Source organism: Providencia sp. PROV200 (assembly GCF_049901995.1).
GTDB classification, from domain to species: Bacteria; Pseudomonadota; Gammaproteobacteria; order Enterobacterales; family Enterobacteriaceae; genus Providencia; species Providencia rettgeri_E.
Genome location: NZ_CP096307.1, coordinates 2,284,943 through 2,306,569, shown reverse-complemented (window position 1 = coordinate 2,306,569; position 21,627 = coordinate 2,284,943). Strand labels below are relative to the sequence as shown.

Below are 21,627 nucleotides of genomic sequence, written 5' to 3'. Positions count from 1 at the left end.
TTATGATGTTGAAATTACTTCCTGCTATTATCGAACAATTGCATTTGGTTGGCATGCGTCGTCTTATGGTTCTTTCTGGCGACGATGCGTGGGTGGAACAGCAACTCAACCAACTGCAAGCTAGTATTGAGGGCGACTGGCTAACGATTTCATCAGACTTGCCTCACGGTGTTTCTCCTGAAAATGCCCATTTATTATTGGGCCGTGAATTTTTGCATGGCATCTTTGATGTACGTAAAGGTTTTCATAGTGAAGCACTCGCCATGCTGGCGGGCACGTTAAAAGCAGGGAGTTTGTTAATATTATGCACCGCACCTCAATCTGAGTGGGCGACAAATAATGATGTCGACAGCCTTCGCTGGAATGAACAATCGGGAGTGATCCCGACCCCGAATTTTGTTCATCACCTACAACGAACTTTCAAAGCATCCCCCGACATTTTATTTTATAAACAAGGGGATAATCCTAACTTCTCATTACTAAAAAACAAACCGTTATGGCAAGCACCTACAGGCCAGCCAACAAAACAACAACAACAAATAATTAGCCAATTATTAAGCGCAGAACATGGAGTTTGGGGCTTAATAGCGCCAAGAGGGCGGGGAAAATCGGCAATAGCAGGCATGTTAATACAACAATTTGGGGGGGAGTGTTGGTGCTGTGCCCCCGCCAAAGTGGCGACGGAAGTCTTAAGCCGACATGCAGGCCAATCGATTAACTTTTGGTCCCCTGATAGCTTATTAGCCTATTGCCGCAGCAATGAAAAAATAACAGCAGATTGGCTGATCATCGATGAAGCTTCCGCTATTCCTAATTATATATTACGAGAGCTGGTTGAGTATTTTCCCCGTGTTTTACTAACCACAACAGTCGATGGCTATGAGGGAACAGGGCGTGGTTTTATGTTGAAATTCTGCGCAAGCCTAACGCATTTCAGGTTATTGCAACTTGATAGCCCTATGCGTTATGCGGCTAATGACGCCTTAGAATCATGGGTTAATAGCGCTCTATTACTGCAAGAGCCCACCTCTCAAACGGTTATTACTGAAACTGTTGAATATAAAGCGTTAACTCAGGCGTCATTAGTAGAAAATAATGAAAAACTAAGCGCATTTTATGGTCTATTGATGAGCGCACACTATCGAACGTCACCATTAGATTTACGACGGCTATTGGATGCTCAGCAGCAACATTTTATGGTAGCAAAAACGGAGCTTCATGATTGTGCTTATTTAGGTGCATTATGGATGGTGGATGAAGGGCAACTAACCGAATCATTGAGCTGGCAAATATGGGCTGGGCTTCGTCGACCAAGAGGAAATTTAGTTGTCCAATCTTTAGCAGCTCATAGTTATTTCCCCATTGCGGCACAATGGCTATCTCGCCGAGTGATGCGTATTGCCGTTGATGCGAACTACCGTAGGCGCCAAATTGGTTTAACGCTTTTAGAAAAACAGAAAGCAATTGCTACAGAGCAAGGGTTAGATTTTTTATCGGTTAGTTTTGGATTAACACCAGACTTAGTCGCATTTTGGCAAAAAGCGGGCTTTCGGTTAATACGAATAGGTTCGCATAAAGAAGCCAGTAGTGGCTGTTTTACCGCGATGGCTATTTTACCTATTTCAAACCGTGCATACCAACTTTGTGAACAGGGGGAGTTACGGCTAGAACGTGACCTATATTGGCGCAGTGATTTACAAGAGTTTGCTTTCACAACAGACTCACAACAGCAATTAACGGCAGATGATTGGGTTGAACTCATCGGGTTTAGTGAGTTTAAACGGCCCATTTCTGCGAGTGAAAGTGCGATCCTGCGTTTATTGAAGGAAGAAAAAAACGGGCTTTCGCTTCTCAGACGGCACTTTGTGTCATGTGAACCCATCGCACAGATTTGCGCAGATGTTGGTATAACAGGGCAAAAGCAATGGCTACAACGAGTAAGAGAAGAGGTTGGTATACAGGTAAAACAATACCAACCCACGCTGTTAGCGGAGATAAAGCAAAAAGTTATTTCTTCTTGTCTTTAGGCCAATCGTCTTCATCATCCCAAAGGTGGTTATTATCTTGATGTGGGGGGATCTCTGGTTTGTCATCTAAAAACTTTTTGGGATCCAATTTCATCATTTCTTTGACTGAATTCCAGATAAGCCCCACTAACAATAGTATGATTATCCACCAGTAGTCTGCTAACCATTGCATACATTACCTTCCATTCGTCATTCTTTGAGCTGTCTGTGCGTTGATATCGTTCAGTTACCCTAGTCACATACTTTTGTATGCTCCTAGGGATGCCCTCACTCATCGCCTTCATACAACTCAAATAATTTAGAATGGGTTGATAGAGCCATTCTTTGAGCTGTTTGTGCGTTGATATCGTTCAGTTACCCTAGTCACATACTTTTGTATGCTCCTAGGGATGCCCTCACTCATCGCCTTCATACAACTCAAATAATTTAGAATGGGTTGATAGAGCCATTCTTTGAGCTGTCTGTGCGTTGATATCGCTTAGTTACCCTAGTCATTGCTAGTAATAATCATTCCAACAGGCAAAAGCGACTTTTCATTAAGCGTGTTTACCATTAGAGTATACCATTGATATTATTATGAGTTACCACAAATTTTATGCGGTTTTTACCATTTAATTTATCTATTAGAGAGGAGGAGTAATTTTGAAAAAATTGTTCCTCATTGTTATTGGGTGGTTAGCTGTTGCGCTGGCATTTGCCGGCGTCGTTCTGCCGGTTTTGCCGACTACGCCTTTCTTATTGCTGGCGGCATGGTGCTTTTCTCGTTCATCTCCACGCTTTCATCATTGGTTATTATACCGCTCTTGGTTTGGGGGGTATATCCGTCATTGGCAAAAGCACAGAGGGCTACCTAAAGGGGCAAAACCCAAAGCAATTATATTGATAATACTCACTTTTTCATTATCAATCTGGGTTGTTAGTTATGTATGGTTAAAAATTGGCTTATTGGCACTGTTGTGTTGGCTGCTTATTTTTATGTATCGACTTCCCGTTGTTGATGAACAAATTTCGACTAAAAATAAAAAAGCCTCATAAATTATGTCATGTAGTCTATGAGGCGTGATAGAAGTTGCTTTGCTAACTTTGGGGTTATTCAGGAACTCTAATATAGCGTTCGAATACATAATCTAAATTACTGTTTAACCAGTTTTTCCCGCAAATATCCTCTTGTTCTAGAACTTGCTTAATCACTTCTGGCGTCAATAGTTGTTCCGCTTCATGGGATAACGGCCAGTAGCTAATATGCCAAGGTTCATAGGCGACCCCTGCATTTTTGGCAGTAAAAGGGCGATAAAAATCAAATGTTGCCATATTATCCGTGAGCCAGTGATTTAGTTCAGCAAGGTAGCCGCCAGTTTCATACTCCCAAGGTTCTAACTGCAATGTTTGCCCTGCAGGGATACGTAAAGGATCATACACGTCTATTTCGGTTCCCCAATGATGACGGCTTGCACCGGGTAAGGCAGACCAATGCAAAATCGCCTCACAAAGCTCACCTTCAGAAAGGGCTGTAATATCTAGAGGTTGGCTCTGTGCATCAAGAACAGGGCGGAGGCCGGTGAATTTTTCATTCCAAATTAACTGTTGACGTGAAAAATCACGAAATGCACTTGCTGATTGTAACTTGAAACCCGCTTTTGCCGCCGCTTGTTGCATGGCTAAAAATGCTTTGGTGGCATTAAACTGTAGGCGGTGAGAGCCGCCAAGCGTCACTAAGTGGTCAGTTGAACGGCCCGTTAACATTGCGATGGTGATCATAATAACAATAACTCCATGACCCGTTCATAAATTAAAGCCAGTTGTTGCAAGTCTTTGACACTAACGCATTCATCAACTTTATGAATGGTGGCATTCAATGGGCCAAGCTCAATCACTTGAGTTCCCATTTGGGCGATAAAACGGCCATCCGAAGTTCCCCCACTTGTTGATAGCTCTGCATTAAGACCTGTCAGTTCATGAATTGCTTGCAGAGTTGCAGTGACAAGCTCTTGTTTTTCAGTCAAAAATGGCTGCCCAGATAATGACCATTCAACTTTGTATGTAAGGCCATGGCGGTCTAACATATTAGTGACCCTGTCACGTATCTGTGTGTCAGTCAATTCTGTGCTGAAACGAAAATTAAATTGAACAAATAACTCACCAGGGATCACATTACTTGCCCCAGTACCTGCATGGATATTGGCAATTTGCATGGTGGTGGCAGGGAAGAACTCATTGCCGTTATCCCAGACAGTTGAGGTGAGCTCTTGCAAAAAAGCGGTTGAGCGGTGCACCGGGTTGTCCGCTAAATGTGGATAGGCAACGTGTCCCTGTGTACCCAAAATAGTTAAATTTGCGGTAATTGAGCCTCTTCGTCCATTTTTTATGATGTCGCCTAATTGCGATTGGCTTGACGGTTCACCGACTAAACAGTAATCAACGCGCTCATTACGTGCCATTAATGTTTCAACAACTTTAACTGTGCCATCCAACGCAGCTGCTTCTTCATCAGATGTGATTAAAAATGCCAATCTTCCCTGATGATGAGGGTGTTTCTTAACAAAGCGCTCTGCTGCGACAACCATTGCTGCGACTGAGCCTTTCATATCAGCAGTACCACGGCCATACAAATGTTGATTAATAATTGTTGGGGTAAACGGTGGCGTCTGCCAATTTTCGCTATTGCCTGCTGGCACAACATCGGTATGACCTGCGAATGCAAGGGTTGGCCCCTGAGTACCTCGGTGTGCCCAAAAATTCAATGTGTCACCAAAATGCATGGGTTCAACAGTAAAACCAAGTTGGTTTAAGCGCTCGGTCAGTATTGCTTGGCAGCCTTGGTCATCAGGGCTGATAGAAGGGCGAGTAATTAATTCTTTGGCAAGCTGAATAACGGGGCAATCCATCATATTTACCTGTTCATCGAATGAAGTTTTGGTAGTCATTAGCGTTAAACCCAACTAAGTATTGGTTATCTGGCGAAACAAGTACGGGCCTTTTGATCATGGCAGGCTCTGCAAGTAGTACTTTTTTTGCACTGTCTGCGTCAACAACTGCATTTTTTTCATCATCAGTCAGTTTACGCCACGTTGTTCCTCGCTTATTGACTAACACTTCCCAATCAATATGTTTCATAAAAGTAGAAAGTAATTCATCGCTAATACCATCAACGCGATAATCATGAAATTGATAGTTAATGCCATTGTCTTCTAAGTAACGGCGTGCTTTTTTAATGGTGTCACAGTTTTTAATTCCGTACATAATATAAGGCGCATTAGGTGTGTTGGGCATATGATTTTCCTCAAAAAACTAGCGATAACTCTTACATAATGAGGCAAAAATCACTTGGGATCTAGCCCAAACTTGAGAAATATATAATAACCTTATAATTAAAATCTATATGATTTAACCTCGACAATTAGTATATTAGACAAAATTATCTTGACCGCATATAAATTAAGCTAGCTTCGAGACGAGAGCGAACGCGTAACTTTTTAAGAATATTTCGAATATGAACTTTAACGGTTTCCTCTGAAATAAAAAGTAAATTAGATATTTCACGGTTTTTTAAGCCCACAGCCATTTCATGTAAAATTTCAGATTCTCGTTTCGTCAGTGCTGATAGCGGGTCATTATAATTATGACGTGAAATAAGATGTTGATATATTTTTTCACTAAAAACCAATTGCCCTCTAGAAGCCTTTTTCATGCTATAAAATAACATGTCAAGTTCACTGCTTTTCAATAAATAACCTTGTGCACCAGCATCAATAGCACCATATATATCTGTTTTAATTGTTGAAGCCGATAATACTAGTAAGTAACTATCATTGCAGTGTTTGCGAAGTAATCGCATGGTTTCAAATGTTTTAATACCTTGAATATTGGTATCGATGATAATGAGATTAGGTTGTAGGTGCCTTGCTATACTGAGGGCTTCGTAACAACAAGCGCACTCAGCTGTAATACTAAAGTGTGTATCAGTATTTATGAGCTGACGCAATCCCAAGCGTATAATCGGGTGCTCATCAATAATCATTACTGTATATTTAGACATAGAGGGTTCCTTTTTTATGTCTCAAACGCCAAAGCCTATTTAGGTATTCCTATAAAATAGATAATTTGATTTCAATATATTCATTATGTTTAATTGGTATATTAATAATTATAAAACTAGTGTGCTATATTATTAATATTACTTATTTAATTAATTCCTATAGCCATATTGGTAAAGTAAGGCGTTTGTCGATAATACATTAAAATAAGGAAATTCATATCTAATATTTAAATTAATATTAAGGGGGGTGATTTTAAAACGGAATTACACAGTGTTGTTAGGTAATTAATTATTTATATATATTACCATCATGAAATTAACGATAAATTAAAAAGATATAGCGATAGCATGAAAAATAATTAAAGTGATTACGTTTTACTCTAATAGTGGGCTAACTCTATTGTCGCTGAAAGGCTGTAACTGAAAGATTTTTCTGGAAATTGCAGGTATGATCATGATTTGCTAGTGAGATGTGTTTATACTGTTATCGCTCTTACCTTACTTATATTGAAAGGACTTGACGATGGATGATAAATTAAAACAAAGTGCTCTTGATTTTCATGAGTTTCCACATCCTGGGAAAATTACGGTTACCCCAACTAAACCCCTAACAACCCAGAGAGACCTCGCATTAGCATATTCACCAGGTGTTGCAGTGCCATGTCTTGAAATTGCAGATGACCCACTTAAAGCTTATCGTTACACCGCTAAAGGTAACCTTGTCGGGGTGGTGTCTAATGGTACTGCTGTCCTTGGGTTAGGGAATATCGGTGCATTGGCTGGTAAGCCCGTCATGGAAGGGAAAGGTGTACTATTTAAAAAGTTTTCTGGCGTTGATGTCTTTGATATTGAAGTTGATGAAACCGATCCAGACAAGCTCGTGGATATCATAGCATCTCTTGAGCCGACGTTTGGCGGTATTAACTTAGAAGATATCAAAGCACCAGAATGCTTTTATATTGAACAAAAACTCCGTGAGCGGATGAAAATCCCTGTATTCCATGATGACCAGCACGGAACGGCGATCATCTGTACTGCCGCTGTCATTAATGGGTTACGGATTGTCAAAAAAGAGATTGGTGATGTTCGCCTAGTGGTTTCTGGCGCAGGGGCAGCATCAATCGCTTGTATGAATCTATTAGTCGCATTAGGGTTGAAACGCGAACATATCACTGTCTGTGATTCAAAAGGGGTGATTTATAAAGGCCGTGACGAGCGCATGGATGTGACTAAAGCCGCGTATGCAATTGACGATAACGGTCAGCGCACTTTAGCTGATGCGATCCCTAATGCAGATATTTTCTTAGGTTGTTCGGGGCCTCGTCTTTTAACGCCAGAAATGGTGAAAACCATGGCAAAAGATCCACTGATCTTAGCATTGGCTAACCCTGAGCCCGAAATTTTGCCACCGTTAGCAAAAGAAGTTCGTCCTGATGCCATCATTTGTACCGGTCGCTCTGATTACCCAAATCAGGTTAATAACGTGTTATGTTTCCCATTCATTTTCCGCGGTGCGCTAGACGTTGGCGCAACAACGATTAATGAAGAGATGAAACTGGCTTGTGTGTATGCCATTGCAGACCTGGCATTGGCAGAGCAAAGCGAAGAAGTCGCCTCTGCGTATGGCAACCAAGATCTATTCTTTGGCCCTGAATATATTATTCCGAAACCATTTGATCCACGTTTGATTGTTAAAATCGCACCTGCTGTGGCTAAAGCGGCAATGGACTCAGGGGTAGCAACACGTCCAATTGAAGATTTCGATGCTTATATCGAAAAATTAAACCAATTTGTTTATAAAACAAACTTATTTATGAAGCCAATTTTCTCCCAAGCGAAGACTGCGAAAAAACGCATTGTTTTAGCCGAAGGGGAAGAGGAACGTGTATTACATGCCACTCAAGAGCTGGTTTCTTTAGGTTTAGCTTTCCCAGTCTTAGTTGGGCGCCCAAGTGTGATTGAAATGCGTATTCAAAAACTTGGCCTACATATTGAGTTAGGTAAAGATTTTGAAGTGGTCAATAATGAAAATGACCCGCGTTATAAAGAGTATTGGCAAGAATATTACCAAATCATGAAACGTCGTGGTGTTTCCCAAGAAATGGCGCGCCGTGCAGTGATTAATAACCCAACCCTAATTGGTGGGATCATGGTGTTACGTGGTGAAGCTGACGGGATGATTTGTGGTACTGTCGGCAGTTATGGCGAACACTACGAAGTGGTTAAAGAACTGTTTGGTTTCCGCGAAGGTGTGCACACCGCTGGTGCAATGAACGCATTATTACTGCCAACGGGGAATACATTCATTGCAGATACTTATGTCAATGAAGACCCTTCACCGGAAGAGCTAACTGAAATCACATTAATGGCTGCTGATACAGTACGTCGCTTTGGTATTGAGCCAAAAGTAGCTCTGTTATCGCGTTCTAGCTTTGGTTCTTCAGACTGTGCTTCAGCACAAAAAATGCGTGATACGCTGTCGATGATCAAAGCCCGTGACCCACATCTTGAAATTGATGGTGAAATGCATGCGGATGCCGCATTAATTGAGTCTATCCGTAAAGATGTGATGCCTGATAGCCCATTAAAAGGTTCAGCAAATTTATTAATAATGCCAAATATGGAAGCCGCACGTATTAGTTATAACTTACTTCGTGTGACTAGCTCTGATGGTGTGACTGTCGGGCCAGTGTTGATGGGTGTTGCGAAACCTGTGCATATTTTGACACCAATTGCGTCGGTACGCCGTATCGTGAATATGGTTGCTTTAGCGGTTGTTGAGGCTCAAACAAATCCTCTCTAACGGGTAATTTAGTTAGTCTCTTTTAAAGGCTTCTATGGTTTCATAGTGGCCTTTTTTATTGAAAATGATTCTCATTATCTGTATCTTGTGGGTTTGACTACACAAGACGGAAAGCATAATGATTTCAATTAGATTGACCTCTCGAATAGCCACTTTGATGGTTGGGTTATTCTTTCTTATTGGTTGTACACAAAAAGTTGAACCGACAACCGTACAATTAGATAACCAACTAACAGTTAGTAACCAAATTATTGACTTAGCAACAGGTAAGTCTTTAACACCTCAGCAATTAATTGAGCAGCTTGCTCAATCTCCACGCGTGATTGTGGGCGAAAAACATGATAACCATTATCACCACCAAATTGAGCAGTGGCTTGCACAAGAAATGCCTAAAATACGGCCTCAAGGTGCGATCCTACTTGAGATGTTGACACCTTCACAGCAAAAAGGCGTGAGCCGTGTGCAGGCACAGATGCAAAGTAATCCCTATATTCGTGACGAAAAGTTACAGTCTGCCTTAAATTGGAATACTGGCTGGCCTTGGGAACAATATGGGGCTTTAATCCGCCATTTGCTGAGCTCACCTTATCCACTACTGTCTGCAAATTTAGATAAAGAAGAGGTGCTTTTCGCCTATGCTAACCCGTCATCGATAACGGGGCAGTATTCTACTCAACCTATTGTTCAAGAACTTATCAGCAAAACAATTGAAAGTTCGCATGGTGGAGAACTGACGCCTGAACAAGTCGAAAAAATGACATTTATACAGCAGCTGCGTGACCGCCGTATGGCAGAGTCGTTATTAAATGCGCCTACACCAGCGCTTCTGTTCGCCGGTGGCTACCATGCAACAAGGGCTATTGGTGTCCCCTTGCATGTGCAAGATCTCGCCCCTGATGAACCAATGAAAGTGTTAATTATTTCGGAAAGAGGGGAAGAAATAGACCACTTACATGCGGATTTTGTGTGGTATACACCTAAATGATGACTAAATAATAGCAACCTAATGATTTCAAAAAAGTTAATTTTGTGAAGTAATCTTTATTTTCATTAAGAAATGATTTCCATTTTCATTTGTTATTAATTATCATTTGCGTTTATGTGAGAGTACGTAAGTATGTAAGATAAAAATGAGCATAACAACATTTGAAAATGAATATTTAAAGCGAACGACAAAGATGAGTGGGTGGTTCGCATTGGCAATCGCTCTTCATGTTGTGGTTGTTGGGGTGTATATCTGGGTAACTCACAATCAACAATGGGAAGAGTTATTGCCACCGCCATCCGTGGTTATGGAGATTTCGATTGAATCGCAAGCGGAGCAGCTAACGGAAGTTAACATTGGTCAGTTACAAGAGTTATCGGTGGCAAGTCAGGCCCATGAAATGCCATCAGAGGAAAAGATTATACCGCCATTGGCTGTCAATGAGCAGGCAGAAGTGCAAGTGGCTAAGGCGGTGAGTAAACAGCGAACAGTTGAAGTTAAAAAACAAAAGCGTGAAAAACAGACGGTTGAACAAAAACAAGCGACTGATTCAAAGGCCAATGATGCTCCTGTCACCAGTGATGCGGCAGCACCACGACAGACTCAGAAAGTTGCCGCAGAGTTTAACAGCCAGTCACAATCGATAGATAACGCGAAGCGGCTGTGGGAAGCTCAAGTATTGGGGAAATTAAATAAATACAAGCGGTTCCCTGAAGAGGCCGTAAGGCGAGGGCGAGTTGGTCAATCAACCGTGACATTTACGGTTGATCCACAAGGCTTTTTGCTTGCTAGCGACTTGGTGAATTCATCTGGAACGCGGTCGTTGGATAGAGAAGCGTTGCAGGTGCTATCAAGGGCAGCACCGTTGCCTGAACCACCGGCCGAAATTTTAATGAATGGGCGGGTAACAGTCAGGATCCCTATTGATTTTACTCTTAATGAAAAATAGATTGGATTAATTATGCGTAATAAACTCACTGAGTTTTGTCTTATTACATCACTTGGTTTATATGCAGCAACGAGTGCTGCGGAGGAAAGAATGTCAGCGCCAATAGCCAAAAAACAGCCTCATACCATTACCACTCACGGAGATGCCCGTGTTGATAACTACTATTGGTTAAGAGATGACCAGCGTGAGTCTCCAGACGTTATCGAATATTTAACGCAAGAAAATAATTATACGCAGCAACAACTTGAAAAAGGTGAGCCGTTAAAAAAAGAAATTTACGATGAACTTTTTTCACGTATGAAGCAGGACGATGAATCAGTTCCTTATAATTATAATGGTTATACTTACCGCTCTCGAGTGGTTGCAGGTAAAAACTACTCTATCTATGAAAGGCGTCCGGTAAATAGCCAGGGTGAATGGGTTGTATTAGTTGATGGTAATGAACGTGCAGAAGGCACTGAATATTATCGTATGGGCGCATTAGCTATTTCGCCAGATAATACCACTCTTGCCATTGCTGAAGATCGCCAAGGGCGTAATGAATTTGTCGTGTCATTTCGCAAAATTGATGAGAGCGAGTGGCAAGAAAATGTGTTAACCAATACATCAGGTAATATTGTTTGGGCCAATGACAACCAAACGCTATTCTATGTGAATAAGGACAAGCAAACATTGCTTCCTTATCAAGTCGTTAGGCACCAATATGGTACACAGCAAACTCAAGACAAACTGGTGTATGAAGAAAAGGATGATACTTTTTACGTTAGTTTAGCGAAATCGACGTCAAAAGATTTTATTTTAATAGGTATCACGAGTACTGAAACTTCTGAATATCGGTTAATTGATGCAAATCAGCCACAAAATGACGCTAAAATCTTAAAACCACGTCAAGTTGGGGTTGAGTACTATCCTGATCATTTCAATGGTAAATTTTACATTCGTTCTAATCACCAACACCCATTATTTGGTTTATATATTGTAGATAATATTTCAGCGCCGTGGGCAAGCTTTATAGCCCCACGTGATGGGGTTGATCTTGAAGGTTTTGCTTTATTTAATAATTGGTTAGTTGTAGAAGAGCGCCAAAATGGCTTAGTAAATATTCGCCAAATCAGCTGGTTAACGCATAAAGAAAACCAAGTGAGCTTTGATGACCCAACGTATATGGCATGGATTAGTAATAACCCTGAGCCTGATACAGACACACTACGCTACGGCTACTCATCAATGACCACACCGTCTTCAGTATATGAAATTAATATGCTGACTCAAGAAGAACAGCTTTTAAAACAAGAAGAAGTTAAAGATTTTAATAAGCAAAACTACCAAAGTGAGCGTATTTGGGTTACCGCACAAGATGGAGTAAAAGTTCCGGTTTCCTTGGTTTATCGTAAAGATCTCTTCAAACATGGCCAAAATCCATTGTTAGTCTATGGTTATGGCGCTTATGGGTATGGCATTGATCCTTCATTTAGCTCATCTCGTTTGTCTTTACTGGATCGTGGTTTTGTTTACGCGATTGCACATATTCGTGGTGGTGGTGATTTAGGTAAAAATTGGTACATACAAGGCAAAACAATCCACAAGATGAATACATTTACTGACTTTATTGATGCAACCAAAGGGTTATTATCAGAAGGTTATGGTAAAGCAGGACATGTGTATGCCATGGGGGGTAGTGCGGGTGGCTTATTAATGGGCGCAGTAGTGAACATGGCACCTAATTTATACGAGGGGTTGTTTCCGCGGTTCCATTTGTGGATGTAGTGACCACAATGTTAGACCCATCAATTCCGCTGACCACCGGGGAATACGATGAGTGGGGTAACCCTGAAAATGAAGAAGATTACTGGCGAATTAAAGCGTATAGCCCTTATGATAATATCAAAGCACAACATTACCCACATATTTTAGTGACGACAGGGCTACATGACTCACAAGTTCAATATTGGGAACCTGCAAAATGGGTGGCTAAATTGCGAGATATTAAGCAAGGCAACTCATTATTATTAGAAACGAATATGAATGCAGGGCATGGTGGTAAATCGGGCCGCTTTAATGCATTAGATGATATTGCCCAAGAATATAGCTTTATTCTTATGCTTGAAAATAAAGATAAATATTTCCCTTATTTAAAATAATAATTAACCTATAAAAACTAGGTTATTTCAGGCCAACAACAATATTAATGACATTGTTGTTGAGCCTTTTCACAGGCTTTATTTGCTCTGTGTTAGCAGTGTGAGCGTATGACACACAGTACGTTTACAGGAATGGTTTAATGAATAATAAAACAATAATTATGGTTGCTGGTATTATTACGACTAGCTACCAAGGGATTGCTTTGGCTGAAAATACACAGCAGCAAAATAAGCAGAAAGAGGGTGTGGTTAATTTTAGCCAATTAAAAGTTTCGGGTGCGCAGAAACAAACGCCATTAGTCAAAGCATTGGAAAAACCGGGTGCTTATAGCGCGGTTGGTACGGAAAATAAATTGCAGTCGATGGATAAAATTATCCGTACCATGCCCGGTACCTATACTCAAATGGATGCCAGTCAAGGTACGGTAAATGTCAATATTCGCGGGTTAAGTGGCTTTGGTCGCGTGAATATGATGGTTGATGGTGTCACGCAAAGTTATTATGGTAATTCCCCAAGTAAGTACACTCACGGAATGCAGCCAAGTAATGATTTTGGCTCATTAATAGATCCTAACTTTATAGTGGCTGTGGAAGTAGAGAAAGGTCAGCTCAATGGCAGCAACAGCGTCAATGCACTGGCGGGGAGTGCTAATTTTCGCACTATCGGTATTGATGATGTGATCTTCAACAACAATTTATATGGCCTGCGTAGTAAAGCTAGCTGGGGAGATAATGGCCTCGGTTATAACGGGATGGTTGCGGTTGCGGGGAAGACATTATTACAAGATGATGGCTACTTTGGTGGTTTAATTGCAATTAGCGGTCATAATATTCCTGGTAGTTATAAGAATGGCGATGGGTTTGATAGTGATGAATTTGCCACAGATCCCTCATTCAAACAAAAGCCACAATCTCAATTGGCAAAGTTAAAATATAAACCGAATGACAGCCATGAATTAGAATTCAGTGGTCGTTTCTTGCAAAATAAACTAACCAGCAGAAAGATTAACAGTGATGATTATTATCTTAAATATAAATACACCCCATTAAATGAATTAATTGATGTGGAAATATTGGCAAGCCATGGAAATAATGAGCAAAAACTCCAAGGTGATCCTATTGGTGGTGCATATAGAGATGCCATCTCTAAAAATAAATCCGATAGTATTAATTTATCCAATACAAGCCATTTTTCTTATGGAGATGTGGATTATAAATGGCAAGTTGGCTCGAAATTAATGAAAACCAAATACAGTAAAGTTGCTCAGCCAGTTGAAGATCCAAACACTCAGATCAACAATCCATTTGCGCCAAGTGGAAAACAAGATATCGCGAGCCTATATACCCAATTTGAAGCAAAGTATGATATTTATACAGCGGTATTTGACCTTAATTACCTCAATTATAATGTGAAGGGCTATAAACCTGAGTGTGATGCAACAGAGAAATGTTTTCCTCAAGAAGCCAGTAATCTGAATATTAAAGATAGCGGTATTAACCCGGGTATCTTGTTATCCGCGCAACCTATTCCTGAATTCCAACCCTTTGTTAGCTATGCTCATTCAATGCGAGCGCCAAATTCACAAGAAGCTTTTTTCTCCTCAAATGGTGGTCAGAGCATGAATCCATTTCTTAAAGGTGAAAAATCGAAAACGTGGCAGGTTGGCTTTAATAGCTTAAAACCTGATTTAGTGGTGGAGGGCGACCAATTTAATCTAAAAGCATTGTGGTTTCATACTCAGGTTAAAGATTACATCACAAGTAAGGCTTTCATTCTTTGTCGTTCCAATCCACAGGATGAATTTGATTGGTGTTTAGTCAATGATGATGTATGGGATAAAGAGAATCCAACCATGTCTCAGCGAGCAGAAATGTATGTGAATGACCACCGAAATGTGAATCTGCGAGGGTATGAATTGCAAGCCAACTATGATGCAGGAGTATTTTACTCAATGATTTCCTATACCAAAGAGTCAGGGAAACAACCGGTTTCTATTAATAGTACCTCTGCATTTAGTGCTGGAGACTTTACGCAATTACCCGACTATTACCTAACATTAGACTCAGGTGTGCGTTTGCTGGATGAAAAGCTGACACTGGGTTCAACGATAACGTGGACAGGGCCGTCTAAGCGGATTAGCCCAATTCTTGATGCCGACCAAAATGGTGATGCGATGACGGAAAAATACGAAAAACAGCCAACCATTATTGATGTATATGCAGATTATGAAATCAATAAAAACGTTAAGTTGATGATGACCATTAACAATGTGACAAATAAAAACTATACCGATGCATTAAATCGTGCAAATTCGGGTGCAATTATGGAAGAACGAGGACGAAATAACGAAACGGGTAGAGGGCGTACCTATATGATAGGTGGACAGGTGCGTTTCTAATCAACATATAAATTTAACACCACTTATCTCGTTATTTTTATCGAGATAAGTGGATAAAATAATTATTTCGATACTCTTTTGGCTTTAACCTTCTCAATGTGGGTGACTTGGCTTTCAACCCAGCCATCATTAAGGCGAGTTCTCAGTGGTTGACCAACTTTCACTTGGCTGGTTTTTTTCAACACGGTGCCTTTAGAGGTTTCACTTATACTAAACCCGCGAGCTAGGGTCGCTAATGGGCTAACCGCTTCCATTTTCGAACAAGCCACTGCGAAACGTTGGCGGTAACTATTAACCAAACTCGTGACCATATTCTGCAAATGATACTGTGTCTGCTGCAACTGACGCTGCTGTTTTTGCAATTGAGGACGCAAATCATTTTGCAGTAAACGACGATTAATTTTCTCGAATTTAGCCGTTGAACTTTGTAGTTGCCGCGTCATCGACTGCGTCAGCTTTTGCTGCAATAGATTGAGTTGGTTATGTTGCCTCGCCAACCGCAATTGCGGGTGCTGTTGTTGTAGGCGATGATGCAAGCGTGCGAATCTTTGTTGTTGACCTGCTATATAGTAATCCACCGCTATTTCAAGGTGTTGCTGCGCTGATTTTAGCTGGCGGAGCATTTCCAATTGATTACGGCTAACAAGCTCAGCGGCCGCCGATGGGGTTGGCGCTCTTACGTCCGCGACATAGTCGGCAATGGTCACATCGGTCTCATGGCCAACAGCGCTAATTATAGGCAGTTGACTAGAAAAAATGGCTCTAGCAACGATTTCTTCATTAAATGCCCATAAATCTTCAAGTGAGCCGCCACCGCGACCGACGATCAACACATCACACTCTTGACGTAGGTTTGCTAGCTCAATCATTCGAGCAATTTGTGCTGGCGCCATCTCACCTTGAACGGCCGTTGGGTAGATGATGATAGGCAGGGAAGGGTCACGACGACGCAAAATATTTAAAATGTCATGCAGTGCCGCACCCGTTGCTGAGGTAATGATACCGACAGATTTAGCCGGGCTAGGGAGCGGTTTTTTATGAATAATATCAAATAAGCCTTGTGCGCTTAGCGTTTGTTTTAATAGCTCAAAACGCTGTTGTAGTAAGCCTTCACCAGCTGGCTGCATGCTTTCAAGAATTAATTGATAGTCGCCTCGCGGCTCATATAAGGTGACGGTCGCTCTGACTAACACCTGTTGGCCATTCTGAGGACGGAAAGTGACTCGCGCATTTTGCCCACGGAACATGGCTGCACGAACCTGAGCCCGATCATCTTTTAAGGTGAGATACCAATGACCGGAACTTGGCTGCGAAAAATTAGAAATTTCTGCGGTTAGCCAAATACGACCCATTTGGTTATCAAGAAGTTCTCGAACTGTCTGGTTAAGCTTGCTAACAGAGTAAATTGCGCTATTTTGTGATGTCGACATGTGAGCCAGATCAAATTTTAAAACAATGACTTAATCGATAGATACTAACGCAGCCATAAGAGTTATCAAGTTTTTTTTCAAAAAAACGCTGGAAGCAACCGTTTTCGGTGTGTATAATGCCGCGGCAATATTTTATACCTTTCCATAACGCTGCCTGGTGGGATATTGCCTATGTTACGCATTAAAAAAGAAGCACTAACTTTCGACGACGTTTTACTCGTTCCTGCACACTCAACGGTATTACCAAATACTGCAGACTTATCAACTCAACTGACTGCAAACATCCGCCTGAACATTCCTATGCTTTCTGCAGCCATGGATACTGTCACTGAATCTGATCTTGCTATCGCATTGGCACAAGAAGGTGGCATTGGCTTCATCCATAAAAACATGACTATCGAGCGCCAAGCGGAAGAAGTTCGCCGTGTGAAAAAGCATGAAAGTGGTGTGGTTACTGACCCTGTCACCGTAACGCCAGATACGACCATTCGTGAAGTGCAAGAAATGGCTGAGCGTAATGGGTTCGCGGGTTATCCTGTTGTTGCTAAAGACAACTCGTTAGTCGGTATCATTACAGGCCGTGACGTCCGTTTTGTGACAGATTTAGACCAACCTGTTACTGCTGTGATGACGCCAAAAGAGCGTTTAGTGACCGTCAAAGAAGGTGAAGCACGTGAAATTGTTTTACAAAAAATGCATGAAAAACGTGTTGAAAAAGCCTTAGTGATCGATGATAACTTTCATTTGTTAGGGATGATCACCGTAAAAGATTTCCAAAAAGCAGAACGTAAACCAAACGCGTGTAAAGACGAGCAAGGCCGTTTACGTGTTGGTGCTGCGGTTGGTGCTGGTGCAGGAAATGAAGAGCGTGTTGATGCACTGGTGGCCGCTGGCGTTGATGTTTTATTAATTGACTCATCACATGGCCATTCAGAAGGCGTATTACAACGTATTCGTGAAACCCGCCAAAAATACCCTGAATTACAAATCATAGGCGGTAACGTTGCAACAGCTGAAGGGGCTAAAGCCTTAGCAGATGCAGGTGTTAGCGCAGTTAAAGTGGGTATTGGTCCGGGTTCTATTTGTACCACTCGTATCGTAACAGGTGTAGGTGTACCGCAAATCACAGCGATTGCAGAAGCGGCAGAAGCACTTGAAGGTACGGGTATTCCTGTTATTGCGGATGGTGGTATTCGTTTCTCAGGCGACATCTCTAAAGCTATCGCAGCAGGCGCAGCCTGTGTGATGGTCGGCTCAATGTTCGCAGGAACAGAAGAGTCTCCTGGAGAAACTATTTTATTCCAAGGCCGTACTTACAAAGCATATCGTGGTATGGGCTCACTTGGTGCGATGTCTAAAGGTTCGTCAGACCGCTACTTCCAATCGGATAATGCGGCAGATAAATTAGTGCCAGAAGGGATTGAAGGCCGTGTCGCGTATAAAGGCCGTTTAAAAGAAATCATTCATCAACAAATGGGTGGTTTACGTTCCTGTATGGGGCTGACAGGTTGTGGTACTATTGATGCATTAAGGACAAAAGCAGAGTTTGTTCGTATCAGTGGAGCCGGTATCCAAGAAAGCCACGTCCATGATGTTACTATCACGAAAGAATCTCCAAACTATCGTTTGGGGCAATAATCGATAAAATTTCTCAGGGTGGCGCATTCGTTCGATTGCGTCACCGATTCTTATTTTTGACTTGAATTTTTGGAATTCTCCTCAAATGACAACAAATATCCATAAACATCGCATTCTTATTCTTGATTTCGGCTCGCAATATACACAGCTGATCGCCCGTCGTATCCGTGAAATTGGCGTTTACTGTGAACTCTGGGCGTGGGACGTTACAGAAGAACAAATTCGAGAATTTAATCCAAACGGTATCATTCTTTCTGGTGGGCCAGAAAGTACGACTGAATCAGATAGTCCACGTGCTCCTGATTACGTATTTAATGCGGGCGTTCCTGTATTAGGTATTTGTTATGGCATGCAAACCATGTCAATGCAACTGGGTGGTGCAGTTGAAGTTTCTGGTGAACGTGAGTTCGGTTATGCTAATGTTGAAATCACCGAGCAATGTGAATTATTCCGTGATATTCATGACTCTCTGAACGAAGCGGGTAAACCAGTACTAGATGTCTGGATGAGCCATGGCGATAAAGTGACTGCAATTCCAGCAGACTTTAAAACCATTGCCAGTACACCAAGCTGCCCATATGCCATCATGGCAAATGAAGAGAAAAAATTCTACGGTGTGCAATTCCACCCAGAAGTCACTCACACTCACCAAGGCTTAAATATTTTAACGCGTTTCGTTAAAGATATTTGTCGCTGTGAAGCCCTATGGACACCAGCTGCAATCATCGAAGACACAGTCGCCCGTTTAAAAGAACAAATTGGTGATGACCATGTACTGCTCGCATTATCGGGCGGTGTTGATTCATCAGTTACCGCACTGTTATTAAACCGCGCAATTGGTAAACGTTTAACCTGTGTATTCGTTGATAACGGTTTATTACGTTTAAATGAAGCAGACCAAGTGATGGAAATGTTCGCGGGTAAATTTGACCTGAACATCATCCATGCAAAAGCGGAAGATCGCTTCTTAAATGCATTAGCAGGGATCAGCGATCCAGAAGCTAAACGCAAAAAAATTGGTCATGTCTTTATCGAAGTATTTGATGAAGAGTCATCTAAGCTGCCTAACATCAAATGGTTGGCTCAAGGAACAATTTACCCAGACGTTATCGAATCAGCAGCATCAGCAACCGGTAAAGCACACGTTATCAAGTCTCACCATAACGTAGGTGGTCTGCCGGATGACATGAAGCTTGGTTTAGTTGAGCCATTAAAAGAGCTGTTTAAAGATGAAGTCCGTAAGATTGGTCTAGAACTAGGTCTGCCGTATGACATGTTATATCGTCACCCATTCCCAGGCCCAGGCTTAGGGGTTCGCGTATTAGGCGAGGTGAAGAAAGAGTACTGTGACTTATTACGTCGCGCAGACGCTATCTTTATCGAAGAACTGCACAAAGCGGATTTATATCATAAAGTTAGCCAAGCATTTACCGTATTCTTACCTGTTCGCTCTGTTGGCGTCATGGGCGATGGCCGTAAATATGACTGGGTTGTTTCACTGCGTGCAGTAGAAACCATCGACTTTATGACCGCGCATTGGGCTCATTTACCTTATGACTTCCTTGGCCGCGTTTCAAACCGCATCATTAATGAGGTCGAAGGCATTTCTAGGGTTGTATATGATATCAGCGGCAAACCGCCTGCGACTATTGAGTGGGAATAATCCTGCAATAAGAATTAGCTAGCACTGACTGGCAAAATAACGACTTAAGCCCATGTAAAAATGGGCTTTTTTGTTTTTATAGTTTGCCGTGTCTGGCACTGATTAGCAGCGTCAAGCACAAGTTGAATGGGGTATTAAAGTTGGTATTATCGCAAGCAGATGCCATGAACACCGACTGATACCATGCGATAGTTTTTGATCTCCTTATGGTATTAAAAACAAGTAATCCACTGTTTTTAAAGGAATTAAATCATAGTTTCCTACGGTTGTTTTTGCATGGTATCAAAACGTTAAAAAAGGATAAAAATGAATGCTGACTGATACCAAACTGAGAAATTTAAAACCGAAAGAAAAGCTCTATAAAGTGAATGACAGAGATGGGCTATATGTCGCTGTAACGACTGCAGGCTCTGTCTCTTTTCGCTATAACTATGCCATTAATGGCAGACAGGAAACGGTGACTTTTGGTCGTTATGGTATTGGCGGGATCACTTTAGCTGAAGCCAGAGAGCGGCTAGGGGAAGCCAAAAGAATGGTGGCAGATGGTAAGTCCCCGGCTAAAGAAAAAGCCAGAGATAAAGCGAGAATTAAAGGTGCTGAAACATTTGGTGCATGGGCTGAAAAGTGGCTTCGTGGCTATCAAATGGCAGATTCTACACGGGATATGCGGCGATCAGTTTATACCAGGGAACTCAAGGACAAATTTGGCAACCAAAAGTTAAATGAAATCACACACGAAGACTTACGGGCGATCACTGACACTATTGTTGAACGTGGTGCACCAGCGACTGCGGTTCATGCACGAGAAATCGTACTTCAGGTTTATCGCTGGGCGATTGAACGGGGTCAGAAGGTAGAAAATCCAGCAGATTTAGTGAGGCCTGCAAGTATTGCTAAATTTGAACCCAGAGATCGCTCGTTAACGCCAGGTGAAATTGGTTTGATGTATCGCTATCTTGAGAAGGTTGGGACAACGCCCTCAATTAGGGTAGCTGTAAAACTGCTATTGTTAACAATGGTACGTAAAAGTGAGTTAACGAATGCCACCTGGAGTGAAATTAATTTCAGTGAAGCAATTTGGACAATCCCAAAAGAGCGAATGAAACGTCGCAATCCGCATTTGGTTTTTTTATCGCGTCAGGTAATGGATATTTTAGTTGCCTTAAAAACTTTTGCAGGCGGTTCTGATTTTATTCTACCATCGCGCTATGATTCAGATGCGCCAATGAGTAGTGCAACAATGAATCGTGTGCTGGATCTCACCTATAAAGCAGCACAAAAAGACGGGCACGACCTTGCTAAATTTGGACCTCACGATTTACGCAGAACAGCGAGTACATTGTTGCATGAAGCTGGCTATAACTCGGATTGGATAGAGAAATGCCTGGCACATGAACAGAAAGGAGTTAGGGCAGTGTACAATAAGGCAGAGTACCGTGAGCAGCGCACCGCTATGTTGCAGGATTGGGCTGATATGATAGATGAGTGGACGGTCTAAAGTACGTTTAATAGTGTAATTAGACCTATAATTATCATATCTTGATTATATACATGTT

At 41.7% G+C, this 21,627-nt stretch carries 15 protein-coding genes and 1 pseudogene; 10 read left to right on the top strand and 6 right to left on the bottom strand.

The genetic code is table 11. From position 1 onward, the window contains the following. Nucleotides 1-2: 2 nt before the first annotated feature. A complete protein-coding gene (locus M1E86_RS10585; protein ID WP_426099082.1) occupies nucleotides 3-2,027 on the top strand; it encodes a tRNA(Met) cytidine acetyltransferase TmcA in 2,025 nt (674 codons plus the stop codon). On the opposite strand, the gene M1E86_RS10580 is transcribed toward M1E86_RS10585, so the two are convergent. Continuing rightward, nucleotides 2,008-2,199 (bottom strand): YpfN family protein, encoded by a 192-nt coding sequence (locus M1E86_RS10580; RefSeq protein ID WP_125891127.1) that lies wholly within the window; start codon nucleotides 2,197-2,199, stop codon nucleotides 2,008-2,010. The genes M1E86_RS10585 and M1E86_RS10580 overlap by 20 nt on opposite strands. Before the next feature lie 470 nt (nucleotides 2,200-2,669). On the opposite strand from M1E86_RS10580, the gene M1E86_RS10575 reads away from it, so the two are divergent. Next, nucleotides 2,670-3,062 (top strand): DUF454 family protein, encoded by a 393-nt coding sequence (locus M1E86_RS10575; RefSeq protein ID WP_102139840.1) that lies wholly within the window; start codon nucleotides 2,670-2,672, stop codon nucleotides 3,060-3,062. Between the two features lie 54 nt (nucleotides 3,063-3,116). Here the strand turns inward: M1E86_RS10575 and M1E86_RS10570 are convergent, their stop codons facing one another. The 4 genes from M1E86_RS10570 to M1E86_RS10555 form a co-directional block, all read right to left on the bottom strand. Further along, nucleotides 3,117-3,785, bottom strand: coding sequence for a M15 family metallopeptidase (locus M1E86_RS10570; protein ID WP_213912627.1), 669 nt, complete (start codon nucleotides 3,783-3,785; stop codon nucleotides 3,117-3,119). Then, on the bottom strand, nucleotides 3,782-4,912 hold the full coding sequence (gene dapE / locus M1E86_RS10565; protein WP_213912835.1) for a succinyl-diaminopimelate desuccinylase: 1,131 nt from the start codon (nucleotides 4,910-4,912) through the stop codon (nucleotides 3,782-3,784). The genes M1E86_RS10570 and dapE overlap by 4 nt, the downstream gene beginning before the upstream one ends. Before the next feature lie 13 nt (nucleotides 4,913-4,925). After that, nucleotides 4,926-5,297, bottom strand: coding sequence for an ArsC family reductase (locus tag M1E86_RS10560; protein ID WP_248466600.1), 372 nt, complete (start codon nucleotides 5,295-5,297; stop codon nucleotides 4,926-4,928). A gap of 145 nt (nucleotides 5,298-5,442) precedes the next feature. Further along, entirely contained in the window at nucleotides 5,443-6,063 is a 621-nt protein-coding gene (locus M1E86_RS10555; RefSeq protein WP_125891124.1) for a LuxR C-terminal-related transcriptional regulator, read from the bottom strand. A 523-nt stretch (nucleotides 6,064-6,586) separates the two neighbouring features. Between M1E86_RS10555 and maeB the strand changes: the two genes are divergently transcribed. The 5 genes and pseudogenes from maeB to M1E86_RS10530 all read left to right on the top strand — a co-directional run bounded on the left by maeB (nucleotide 6,587) and on the right by M1E86_RS10530 (nucleotide 15,340). Further along, nucleotides 6,587-8,866 carry an NADP-dependent malic enzyme gene (maeB, locus tag M1E86_RS10550; RefSeq protein ID WP_213912628.1) on the top strand — a complete coding sequence of 760 codons (2,280 nt, stop codon included), beginning with the start codon at nucleotides 6,587-6,589 and terminating at the stop codon, nucleotides 8,864-8,866. A gap of 118 nt (nucleotides 8,867-8,984) precedes the next feature. Beyond that, nucleotides 8,985-9,851, top strand: a complete 867-nt coding sequence (locus M1E86_RS10545; protein WP_213912629.1) for a ChaN family lipoprotein — start codon at nucleotides 8,985-8,987, stop codon at nucleotides 9,849-9,851. A gap of 145 nt (nucleotides 9,852-9,996) precedes the next feature. Continuing rightward, nucleotides 9,997-10,800, top strand: coding sequence for an energy transducer TonB family protein (locus M1E86_RS10540; RefSeq protein ID WP_213912630.1), 804 nt, complete (start codon nucleotides 9,997-9,999; stop codon nucleotides 10,798-10,800). Between the two features lie 12 nt (nucleotides 10,801-10,812). Next, nucleotides 10,813-12,941: pseudogene (locus M1E86_RS10535) on the top strand (S9 family peptidase). A gap of 140 nt (nucleotides 12,942-13,081) precedes the next feature. Beyond that, nucleotides 13,082-15,340 carry a TonB-dependent receptor domain-containing protein gene (locus M1E86_RS10530; protein ID WP_125891120.1) on the top strand — a complete coding sequence of 753 codons (2,259 nt, stop codon included), beginning with the start codon at nucleotides 13,082-13,084 and terminating at the stop codon, nucleotides 15,338-15,340. A 62-nt stretch (nucleotides 15,341-15,402) separates the two neighbouring features. Here M1E86_RS10530 and xseA read toward each other — a convergent pair whose 3' ends face one another. Continuing rightward, nucleotides 15,403-16,770 carry an exodeoxyribonuclease VII large subunit gene (gene xseA, locus M1E86_RS10525; protein WP_213912632.1) on the bottom strand — a complete coding sequence of 456 codons (1,368 nt, stop codon included), beginning with the start codon at nucleotides 16,768-16,770 and terminating at the stop codon, nucleotides 15,403-15,405. A 171-nt stretch (nucleotides 16,771-16,941) separates the two neighbouring features. Between xseA and guaB the strand changes: the two genes are divergently transcribed. The 3 genes from guaB (at nucleotide 16,942) to M1E86_RS10510 (ending at nucleotide 21,569) form a co-directional block, all read left to right on the top strand. Further along, nucleotides 16,942-18,408, top strand: coding sequence for an IMP dehydrogenase (guaB, locus tag M1E86_RS10520; protein WP_125891118.1), 1,467 nt, complete (start codon nucleotides 16,942-16,944; stop codon nucleotides 18,406-18,408). 85 nt (nucleotides 18,409-18,493) lie between these two features. Then, a complete protein-coding gene (gene guaA, locus M1E86_RS10515) occupies nucleotides 18,494-20,071 on the top strand; it encodes a glutamine-hydrolyzing GMP synthase (RefSeq protein WP_125891117.1) in 1,578 nt (525 codons plus the stop codon). A gap of 310 nt (nucleotides 20,072-20,381) precedes the next feature. After that, nucleotides 20,382-21,569: a tyrosine-type recombinase/integrase gene (locus M1E86_RS10510; protein ID WP_213912633.1), complete on the top strand. Its 1,188-nt coding sequence runs from the start codon at nucleotides 20,382-20,384 to the stop codon at nucleotides 21,567-21,569. Nucleotides 21,570-21,627 lie beyond the last annotated feature (58 nt).

Excerpts from the sequence above, each read along its gene's own strand:
- M1E86_RS10585 (WP_426099082.1), top strand. The coding sequence starts at position 3 with ATGATGTTGAAATTACTTCCTGCTATTATCGAACAATTGCATTTGGTT.
- M1E86_RS10580 (WP_125891127.1), bottom strand. The coding sequence starts at position 2,199 with ATGCAATGGTTAGCAGACTACTGGTGGATAATCATACTATTGTTAGTG.
- M1E86_RS10570 (WP_213912627.1), bottom strand. The coding sequence starts at position 3,785 with ATGATCACCATCGCAATGTTAACGGGCCGTTCAACTGACCACTTAGTG.
- dapE (WP_213912835.1), bottom strand. The coding sequence starts at position 4,912 with ATGGATTGCCCCGTTATTCAGCTTGCCAAAGAATTAATTACTCGCCCT.
- M1E86_RS10560 (WP_248466600.1), bottom strand. The coding sequence starts at position 5,297 with ATGCCCAACACACCTAATGCGCCTTATATTATGTACGGAATTAAAAAC.
- M1E86_RS10555 (WP_125891124.1), bottom strand. The coding sequence starts at position 6,063 with ATGTCTAAATATACAGTAATGATTATTGATGAGCACCCGATTATACGC.
- maeB (WP_213912628.1), top strand. The coding sequence starts at position 6,587 with ATGGATGATAAATTAAAACAAAGTGCTCTTGATTTTCATGAGTTTCCA.
- M1E86_RS10545 (WP_213912629.1), top strand. The coding sequence starts at position 8,985 with ATGATTTCAATTAGATTGACCTCTCGAATAGCCACTTTGATGGTTGGG.
- M1E86_RS10540 (WP_213912630.1), top strand. The coding sequence starts at position 9,997 with ATGAGCATAACAACATTTGAAAATGAATATTTAAAGCGAACGACAAAG.
- M1E86_RS10530 (WP_125891120.1), top strand. The coding sequence starts at position 13,082 with ATGAATAATAAAACAATAATTATGGTTGCTGGTATTATTACGACTAGC.
- xseA (WP_213912632.1), bottom strand. The coding sequence starts at position 16,770 with ATGTCGACATCACAAAATAGCGCAATTTACTCTGTTAGCAAGCTTAAC.
- guaB (WP_125891118.1), top strand. The coding sequence starts at position 16,942 with ATGTTACGCATTAAAAAAGAAGCACTAACTTTCGACGACGTTTTACTC.
- guaA (WP_125891117.1), top strand. The coding sequence starts at position 18,494 with ATGACAACAAATATCCATAAACATCGCATTCTTATTCTTGATTTCGGC.
- M1E86_RS10510 (WP_213912633.1), top strand. The coding sequence starts at position 20,382 with ATGCTGACTGATACCAAACTGAGAAATTTAAAACCGAAAGAAAAGCTC.